We start from the raw sequence: 8,861 nt of genomic DNA on the forward strand, positions 1-8,861 counted from the left end.
GACACACGTCGACCATCCGAAGACGAATGCGTGCTCTGGATCGGCGCCGGCACCAAGGACACGGGCTTTTCGCTGACCCGCCTGAGCTTCCAGATCACCCACGCGACGGATGCGGACACCAATGAGGAGCGCGACGTCATCATCGAACAGCTTCAGCGTTGTTGCGTCATCGCCAATGTCCGATCTTACCGTCCGAGCGAACGGCTGGCGACCGGACGAGTCAACCGCTACGTGACCGACGGAATCGTTGCAGTGGCTGAGCTGACGCCACCGGCGGGTTGAACGACCCTCTTGGGAAAGGCGAGCCCGCGCCGTCGCCCCGGCCCACATGGCGAACGGACCGGCAACAGGCTGCGGGCGCCGATTCGCGCTTGTTTCGTTCCGGCAAAATTCCGCCAATCCCATTTTGGCGCGTTGCGTGGCGGCGGCGCGGCAATGAATCGTTGACGCGACGCCGTATGGGGCAAGTCGGGGGCGACGGCTGTCTGACGTCCGATCGAATTTGCGCTATTGCCGCTCGCCGCAAGCAGCGAGTTCGGGCCGCAAAGATCTATAGCGTTCGCATGAACTCAGCCGTATTGATGAGCCGCTGCCCACAGCAAATCACTTGGAACTAAACAACGATGATATTTTAGCCTTGTTTTCGCCATTGCTACCGCCTATTTTGGCGAAATCGAACTTTTAGGCTGATGATTTCGCTGTGCGTTTCAAACGCAGATGACGACCTCCTCTAAAAAACATCGATAAGAAAGGCTCATTTCCAACGATGAGCTAAATTCAGGCCTGCTTAAAGGAGCGTCAACGCATGGCTACCGGCACTGTTAAATGGTTCAATGGCCAAAAGGGCTTTGGCTTCATCCAGCCGGATGACGGCGGCACGGATGTTTTCGTTCACATCAGCGCAGTCGAACAGGCGGGACTTTCCGGCCTGAGGGAAGGCCAGAAGATCAGCTACGAGGTGGTCGCCGACCGCCGCACCGGCAAATCTTCCGCCTCGCGCCTGCAAACGGTGGAATGAACCGTTTTTTCTCGCAAGCGCGCCATCGTTCCACGGATGTATTGGCGCGACGCGGCGCGAGATCGAGAAGCCTCGGGCGACACCCGAGGCTTTTTTCGTTTCCATTTACGGAAAAAGGCCCAGGCCATCGCTGACCGCCATGAGCGGCGGACGTTCGAACAGGCGATCGAGCATGTCGCGATCGAGCCGCTGCTGACACCCGCTCGCAAGTAAGCCCGCGCCCCGGCTTTTCCAGCGTCGCCGCCATCGGGCCGGCGGCGCGCCCATCGAATGCAATAAGATTGGATCATTCATGCAAGTATTGGTTCGCGACAATAATGTTGAGCAGGCGCTTCGCGTGCTGAAAAAGAAAATGCAGCGCGAAGGTCTCTTTCGCGAAATGAAGCAGCGCCGCGCTTACGAAAAGCCCTCCGAAAAACGCGCGCGGGAAAGCGCCGAAGCCGTTCGGCGGGCGCGCAAGCTTGCGCGAAAAAAAGCGCAGCACGAAGGTCTGCTTCCGAAGCCCAAGCGCAAGGCCCCGCGCGCTCCGCAAAGACCCGCGGCGCCGGCCTTTGCCGCGGCGAATCCATCTTCCTGACATTGAAACGCGCAGCGTTCCGTATCGATACAGTCATCGATACGGAACGCTGCGGCGATGCGAAAGTGTGAAAATATGGCGCGCAAACCGAGCTCAAAGAGCGAATTCGTCTTGTTCGACGTCATTTACGAAGACGACGCCGTACGTTCGAACCGACGCGTTCCGAGGGAAATTCTTGGCGGCCTCGACGGCGACGAACCGGCGCGGGCTTTTCTCGAAACGCAAGATCGGGAAATCGCCGAGCGCTCGGGCCGCCCAATGGCGGCGATCAAAATCGTGCGGCGCTCGTGAGACATGAACGGACCGGCAACAGGCTTCGGGCGCCGATTCGCGCCCGTTTCGTTCCGACAAAATTCCGCCAATCCCGCATCGGGACGCCGCGCCGAGCACGTCCGGCAATAAATCATTGAAAGAAAGAACAAAACCTAAAAATCCACAATTCAGTGATTCGTTCCGGTCTTGGTCCCCTCCTGATCGCGCAATCCCGTTTCGGGCCTTAAGGCTCGGTAAACGGGCAATATACGGTTAAGCTTTCGCTTTCCGGCCTTTCCCGACGGCGGCGCGTTTTTTCGCCGCCTTGGGAACCTTGGCCGGCCAGGCGACGATGTGGTCGAGCAATTCGTCGACCGTCAGCTCGGTTTCCAGCGCGGCCACCCGCCCACGCACCGAAATCCCGGCCTCGGCCACGCTCTCGCGCCGGCCGCTGACCAGCGGGTGCCAATCCGGCAAATCCTCGCCATGGGCCAGCAGGCGATAGGCGCAGGTCGGCGGCAGCCAGCTCAGGCCGACGGCGCTTTCGGGCGTCAGGCGGATGCAGTCGCGCACCCGCCGTGAGCGATGTCCGTAGTCGGAACAGCGCGCCGTTTCGGGATCGAGCAGCCGGCAGCCGACATCGGTGAAATGAATTTCGCCAGTGTCCTCATCCTCAAGCTTGACCAGACAGCAGCGTCCGCAGCCGTCGCACAGGCTTTCCCATTCCGCCTTGGAAAAATCCGTCAGCGCGCGACCGCGCCAGAATGGCTGCGGGGCGGCGTGAACGGCCTTGTCTTTGTTCTGACTGGTCATGACCTGTTTCAAATTGGCGCAATTCGCGATGGCGCCGGCTTTGCGCTTGAAGGGCGATCGCATTAAGACAATGTTAACGACGTCGGCGCGCGAAAGCCATCCGGTCCGGCGACGCGCGACGCGCCCGAGTATAAGACCCGAGCAACGAACCGAACGGAGCGGCAAGCGTCTTGGCCTATGATTTCCGTAAAGCGCGCTGGTTCGTCTTCCTGCGCAATGCGCTGCTCGGATTCGATTCCTGGATCGACAGCGCGTTTTACACGCTGAGCGTCGACACGGCCGAGCTTTGGCGCAAATTCGCCGGCTTCACCGAGCGTTTCCACGCCCGTGGCGCGACGCGCGTCGCGGTCGAGATCGCCTGCGAGGGCCTTACCTTGTCTGTTTTCGGCGGGCTGATTCTGGTCGTGCTGGCGCAGCCGGCTTTCCGTCTCACCGCTTCTGGCGACTGGCTGAAAAAGACCGATCTCGCCATCACCTTCCAGGACCGTTACGGCAAGGAGGTCGGCCGGCGCGGCATTCTGCACGACGACGCGGTGACGCTCGACCAATATCCGGATTATGTCGTGCAGGCCGTGCTCGCGACCGAGGATCGCCGCTTTTACGACCATTGGGGCGTGGACCCGATCGGCCTTGGCCGCGCGCTCACCGTCAACGCCCGCTCCTCCGGCGTGGTGCAGGGCGGTTCGACCCTCACGCAGCAATTGGCGAAGAACCTGTTCCTGTCGAACGAGCGCACCATTACCCGCAAGATCAACGAGGCCTTTCTGGCCTTCTGGCTCGAATCGCACCTGACCAAGAAGCAGATCCTGCAGCTCTATCTCGACCGCGCCTATATGGGCGGCGGCACATTCGGCATTCAGGCCGCCTCGCAATTCTATTTCGGCCGCTCGGTCAAGGATGTCACCCTGGCGCAAGCCGCCATGCTCGCCGGCCTGTTCAAGGCGCCGACCAAATTCGCGCCGCACGTCAATCTGCCGGCCGCGCGCGCCCGCGCCAATGACGTGCTGAACAATATGGTCGTCGCCGGCTATCTGCGCGAGAACCAGATCTCTGACGCCCAGCGCAACCCGGCCTCGCCGGTCGATCGCGGCGCCGAGGCCTCGACGCCCGACTGGTATCTTGACTGGGCCTTCAACGAGATCAAGACGCTGGCCGATTCCGGCAAGCTCGGCAAGGATCGCGTCTTCACCGTGCGCACCGCGCTCGATTCGGCCTTGCAGAAAAAGGCCGAAACCACCATCGACGAAATGCTGCGCGAGAGCGGCGCGAGCTTCCACGCCAAACAGGGCGCCAGCATCGTGCTGGAGCCGCTCGGCGCCGTGAGGGCGCTGGTTGGCGGCCGTGATTACGGCGCGAGCCAGTTCAACCGCGCCACCGACGCCCAGCGCCAGCCGGGCTCGTCCTTCAAGCCCTATGTCTATCTGACCGCCTTGATGAGCGGCAAATTCACGCCGCAGACCACGGTGGTGGACGCGCCGATCTGCCTCGGCAATTGGTGCCCGAAAAATTACGGCGGCTCCTATAGCGGCTCGATGCCGATGTGGAACGCGCTCGCCCATTCGCTGAACACCGTGGCGGTGCGGCTGTCCATTGCGATTGGCGACGGCGACGCCAAGAAGGGCCGCGCCCGCATCATCGCCACCGCGCGCCGGCTCGGCGTCACAGCGCCTTTGCCCGACACCCAGTCGCTGCCGCTCGGCGCCGACGAGGTCAGCCCGATGGATCAGGCCACCGCCTATGCGGCCTTTGCGAACGGGGGCAAGCGGATCCATCCCTATGCCGCGCTGGAGATTTTCAACAGCCGCGGCGATCTGGTCTATAATCACGACCGCGATGGCGAACAGCCGCAACAGGTGATCGACCCGCGCAACATCAATGATCTCGTCTTCATGATGACTCAGGTGGTGCAGCAGGGCACCGGCCGCCGCGCCCAGCTCGACGGCGTGCAGGTCGCCGGCAAGACCGGCACCACCAACGAATACAAGGACGCGTGGTTCTGCGGCTATACCGGCAATTTCGTCGGCGTGGTGTGGTACGGCAATGACGATGACACCCCGATGGAGAAAATGACCGGCGGCACGCTGCCCGCCGCGACCTGGCACGACATCATGCAATTCGCCCATAGCGGCGTCGATCTGAAACCCCTGCCCGGCCAGGGCCTGACAGCCGAACAGGGTCCGATCGTGCAGCTCACCAATTCCGACGGCGGCCAGATGCTGAAGGTCCGCGAGCAATTATCGAAGAAATCGTCGGAGGCTTTGGGCTCGATCGAGAATCTAATGAAATCCTCGGCCGAAAAGCATGGCGCGCTCGATCTAACGCGCCCATCCCGTTACGCCGCCGCCGAGCCAGCCATCGCATTCGCGCGGCGGCCGAGCGCGCTCGTCGATCTGCGCTGAACCGGCGGCACCGAGCGCAGCGGGCTCAGAAACATTCCTCTTCGAGTTTCTTGAGATCGCGCAGCGCGCGTTCGTCGTCGTGATCTTCGAACAGCTCGACCATGTAATAGACATGGGAGTGCAGGAGGAGGAGCTTGTCGGAAATGGCGCCGCTGCCCCGCTCGATCTGGTCGAGCCGCATTTTGAAACGGTCCCAGAAGGCGTTGGCCGTGCGCGGATCGTCGACATAACGCCGCAGGTGGCGAAGCACGGTCGCCATATTTCCTTCGAAATCGATGTCGAGAAAGCTGACGTAACGATCAGGCGCCGCCGGGGCGCACTCAGCGGACGGAGTCGTTGCATTTTCAGTCATGGATTGCTCCCGCAATGGAATGTGGGAGCATTTCGCGGAGAGGCCGGCCCGCCCGCAATGCTTCGCGCTCCAGCCGCGAGCGGCGCGCATGAACGGCATCAGCGTTGCACGAATGGCGTCACACCGCGAGAAGGCGACGAATGGCCGCGACTTTCTGCCTGCTGATCGGCGCGCGCGTCCGGGCCTTGTCGTTGAGGATCAGCCACCACGCGCCATCCACCCGCTCGGCGGCGCGAATGTGATTGATATTGACGAGCCAGGCGCGGTGAACGCGAAGGAAAGCGGCGGGATCGAGCCGTTTTTCCAGCACGGATAACGCGCGCGGACAAAACGCCGTCGTTTCCGCCATCAGGGCGGAGGCGTAATGGCCCTGCGACCGCAGCGCGATGATCTCGCCGACGTCGACGAGCGCGATCATGCCATTGCGGCCCTGCTCGATCGGCAGTTTCAACAAGTGCTTTTCCGGCGGCGGTTTGACGGGTTCGCCCGGCGTTTCGACCATGAAGAACAGCAGGCAGCAATGTGGGCTTCCCGGCTGCGCATTTGCTTCCAGCAGCGTGGCGAGCGCGACCATATTGCCCATCCGCGTCGCGATGATCATTGACGCCGACCGGTTGGCGGCCGTCCCGGCGCTTTCGATGAGCCAGCCGATCCGCCCGCGCGCCGCAGGCGGATGAAATTCCACGATGTCCTTGCCGAGAAAATCGCGATCCTGGCGGAACAGGAATTCGCGCGCGAGGTCGTTCGCGGCGACGATGCGCCGTCCCTCGTCCAGCGTGACGACCCCGACGGGCAGATGCTGCAAGCGATATTCGAACGACAACGCCGCCGCGTTCGGGCGGGCTTCGGCATTATCTGAACTTTCGGTCATGGGCGTCGCGTTCGGCGGGGAGGCGCCTCGCACGGGCGCCGGCCAATCGAATGGACCAAAGCCCCCTTTGTCAAGCGGACCGTCGGTCCACGACGATACCGGCGACCGCGTTGCTGACGGCCGCGCCTCACGCCCGCATGGCCGCGGCCGGAGGGAAGGGCCTGTCGTCGCTCGGCCGCGGAACCGGAGCATAACGGCTGAATTGCATCGCGTAAGTCGCGCGGCCCTGGCTAAATGCGCGTAAATGGTTCGCATAGCCGAACATATTGACGAGCGGGACCAACGCATCGATGGCTACAGCGTCGTCACGCGTGTATTGGCTCTGGATCTGGCCCCGGCGCAGGTTCAGATCGCCGATGACCGACCCCAAATAGTCCCGCGGCGTCACGACCTCGACTTCCATGATGGGCTCGATCAAAACCGAGGCGCCATTCTTGAGCGCCTCGCGGGCGGCGGCGCGCGAGGCGATTTCGAAAGCCATCGCCGAGGAATCGACGTCATGGAAGACGCCGTCGATCAGGGTCGCCTTCAGATCGACCACCGGGAAACCCGCGATAGCGCCTGACTCAGCGGCGCTTTGGATACCTTTGTCAACGCCGCGAATGAAAGCGTCGGGCATCGCGCCGCAGGCGATTCGGCTTTCGAAGACATTGCCGCCGTCAGCTTCGTTCGGCTCGAAGACGATCCTCACCCGGGCAAACTGGCCAGCATGCTTGTGCGTATATTCAATCTCGACCTTCCTGGTCAGCGTCTCACGATAAGCCACCTGGGGAGAGCCGATTTTGAAGTCGACCTCGTACGAGCGGCGCAAAATGCCGACTGTTTCGTCGAGGTGAAGCTCGCTGGAGCCTTTCAGGACGGCGTTGCCCGACTTTTGGTCGACTTCGACGCCAAGCGACCGGTCTTCAGCCATCATCTTGTTCAACGCGGACGCGAGCTTCTCCGCATCTGCGCTGGACCTCGGCTTAATCGCGATCTCGATGAGAAATCGAATAAACATAATAGCCTCTTGAACGTCGCCAGAGAAATGCGCCCGATAAATTGATAGCGCGAAATCAAAGCTTTCAGTCCAGAAGGTCTCAAACAACACCCAACGAGACCATCCCTGTCATGGGCCGCGCCGAGCTGGAACGGTCGGGACGCGCTGCGCTGCGTCCTGACCGCCGCCTCCGGACGGACCTCTCTTGCCGCCGGTTTCGGGCACGGCGAGCCAGAACAGCAGGAAGGCGAGCGATGCGACACCCGCGAGAAACAGGAACGCCGCGTCGAATCCGGCTCGATCGACGATGAAGCCGGCGACCGCATTGCTGAGCGCCGCGCCCGCGCCCCAGGCGGTCGCAGCCGCGCCGAGCGCGAGATTGTAGTGGCCGGTTCCCTCGGTCAGGTCGGAGATGACGATAAAGAACAACGCGCCGAAAATCCCGGCGCCGACGCCGTCCAGCAATTGGATCGACAGGAGATAAGAGGGATCGTCCCACAGGGTATAGAGAACGCCCCGAATCGGCAGGACCGCGAAGCCGACAAGAAAAAGCGGCTTCCGCCCCCACGAATCGGCTTTGGTCCCGACGAGCGTCGCCATCGGGATCATGACGGCCTGCGCGGCGATGATACAGGCCGCAATGAACAGCGAGCCGGCGTCCTTGTGATCCTGGCTGAGCCGCTCCGACGAGGGGCAGCATGGCGGCGTTAGCGAAATGGAACAAAGTGATCGCGGCCGTGAAAACCAGCAGGGGCCGTGAATCGAAGATCATGCTCAGGGCGCTCGGGCGCGCCCGGCCATGGTCGGCGTCGGCGCCTTCGTCCAGACCGCGCGCCAGGGCGTGGTCGATGGCGCCGGCGTCAACCGACAGCGCCGCGCCGACGCTCAGCAGCGCGAAAACGACCGCCAGCCAAAGCACCGCCACGGGCGCGATCCAATAGCCGGCGAGACCCGCGGCAAGGGCGGCGACCACGTTTCCGGTATGGCTGAAGGCTTCGTTGCGGCCGACGCGCTTCGTGAAAGCCTGACGTCCGACGCTGCCCAGGCTGATCGCCGCAACCGCCGGAGGAAAAGCCGCGTCGCAAATTCCGATGATCGTCTGCGCGCCCGCCACCGGCCGGAATGACGGAAAGAGCGCGAGAACGCACACGCCCACCGCGACGAGGCCGGCGGCGAACGCGATCAGGCCGCGCTTCCAGACGGTCGAATCAACGAATGCGCCGGCAGGCCCGCGCGCCGCGACCGTCGCAATGCCTCCGATGGTCATGACCAGGCCGACGCGCGTCGCGTCCCATCCCTGGCTGGACCAGAGATAGATCGCGAGAAACGGCCCGACGCCGCCCTGGACATCGGCGAGCAGAAAATTGAGCCGATCGAGAGCCGCCTGGTTTCGCATCCGCCATCCTGCCTCGCATCGTCCGCGCTGTCGAATGCGGCGCCGCGGCGAACTTTCTGTCGATAGGGCCTGAGCGGCTAACAGGCTGCTGAAAAACCCTTTCGCTTAAGTCTGGTTCGTGATTCGCTTCGATATGAGGGGGAGCATCAGGATGCGCGGGTCGGACGGGCGGTCGGGGCAGCTTTTCAGTTACGTCGATTTGGA

9 protein-coding genes and 2 pseudogenes are annotated in these 8,861 nt (G+C 62.7%); 5 read left to right on the top strand and 6 right to left on the bottom strand.

The window, feature by feature from the left end; genetic code table 11:
* From ACE3S9_RS10275 to ACE3S9_RS10290, 4 genes are all read left to right on the top strand, one after another.
* Positions 1–282: LssY C-terminal domain-containing protein (locus tag ACE3S9_RS10275; RefSeq protein WP_374546365.1), on the top strand; the 282-nt coding region annotated here is incomplete at its 5' end.
* Between the two features lie 523 nt (positions 283–805).
* Entirely contained in the window at positions 806–1,018 is a 213-nt protein-coding gene (locus tag ACE3S9_RS10280; RefSeq protein ID WP_374546366.1) for a cold-shock protein, read from the top strand.
* Positions 1,019–1,310: 292 nt separating this feature from the next.
* The gene (rpsU, locus tag ACE3S9_RS10285) at positions 1,311–1,595 is read left to right on the top strand and encodes a 30S ribosomal protein S21 (RefSeq protein WP_374546367.1); all 285 of its coding nucleotides are present in this window, start codon (positions 1,311–1,313) and stop codon (positions 1,593–1,595) included.
* A 75-nt stretch (positions 1,596–1,670) separates the two neighbouring features.
* Positions 1,671–1,886: a hypothetical protein gene (locus ACE3S9_RS10290; protein WP_374546368.1), complete on the top strand. Its 216-nt coding sequence runs from the start codon at positions 1,671–1,673 to the stop codon at positions 1,884–1,886.
* Between the two features lie 234 nt (positions 1,887–2,120).
* Here ACE3S9_RS10290 and ACE3S9_RS10295 read toward each other — a convergent pair whose 3' ends face one another.
* Positions 2,121–2,660 (bottom strand): YcgN family cysteine cluster protein, encoded by a 540-nt coding sequence (locus tag ACE3S9_RS10295; protein ID WP_374546369.1) that lies wholly within the window; start codon positions 2,658–2,660, stop codon positions 2,121–2,123.
* A gap of 170 nt (positions 2,661–2,830) precedes the next feature.
* On the opposite strand from ACE3S9_RS10295, the gene ACE3S9_RS10300 reads away from it, so the two are divergent.
* Positions 2,831–5,059: a transglycosylase domain-containing protein gene (locus tag ACE3S9_RS10300; RefSeq protein WP_374546370.1), complete on the top strand. Its 2,229-nt coding sequence runs from the start codon at positions 2,831–2,833 to the stop codon at positions 5,057–5,059.
* Between the two features lie 25 nt (positions 5,060–5,084).
* Here the strand turns inward: ACE3S9_RS10300 and cowN are convergent, their stop codons facing one another.
* From cowN to ACE3S9_RS10325, 5 genes and pseudogenes are all read right to left on the bottom strand, one after another.
* On the bottom strand, positions 5,085–5,411 hold the full coding sequence (gene cowN / locus ACE3S9_RS10305) for a N(2)-fixation sustaining protein CowN (RefSeq protein ID WP_374546371.1): 327 nt from the start codon (positions 5,409–5,411) through the stop codon (positions 5,085–5,087).
* Positions 5,412–5,529: 118 nt separating this feature from the next.
* A complete protein-coding gene (locus ACE3S9_RS10310; protein ID WP_374546372.1) occupies positions 5,530–6,282 on the bottom strand; it encodes a PAS domain-containing transcriptional regulator in 753 nt (250 codons plus the stop codon).
* Between the two features lie 127 nt (positions 6,283–6,409).
* A pseudogene (gene fusA, locus ACE3S9_RS10315) lies at positions 6,410–7,297 on the bottom strand (elongation factor G); the annotation flags it as partial.
* 93 nt (positions 7,298–7,390) lie between these two features.
* Positions 7,391–7,870 (bottom strand): MFS transporter, encoded by a 480-nt coding sequence (locus ACE3S9_RS10320; protein ID WP_374546373.1) that lies wholly within the window; start codon positions 7,868–7,870, stop codon positions 7,391–7,393.
* 139 nt (positions 7,871–8,009) lie between these two features.
* A pseudogene (locus tag ACE3S9_RS10325) lies at positions 8,010–8,657 on the bottom strand (MFS transporter); the annotation flags it as partial.
* Positions 8,658–8,861 lie beyond the last annotated feature (204 nt).

It is taken from the genome of Rhodoblastus sp., assembly GCF_041915505.1.
Classification (GTDB): Bacteria; Pseudomonadota; Alphaproteobacteria; order Rhizobiales; family Beijerinckiaceae; genus Rhodoblastus.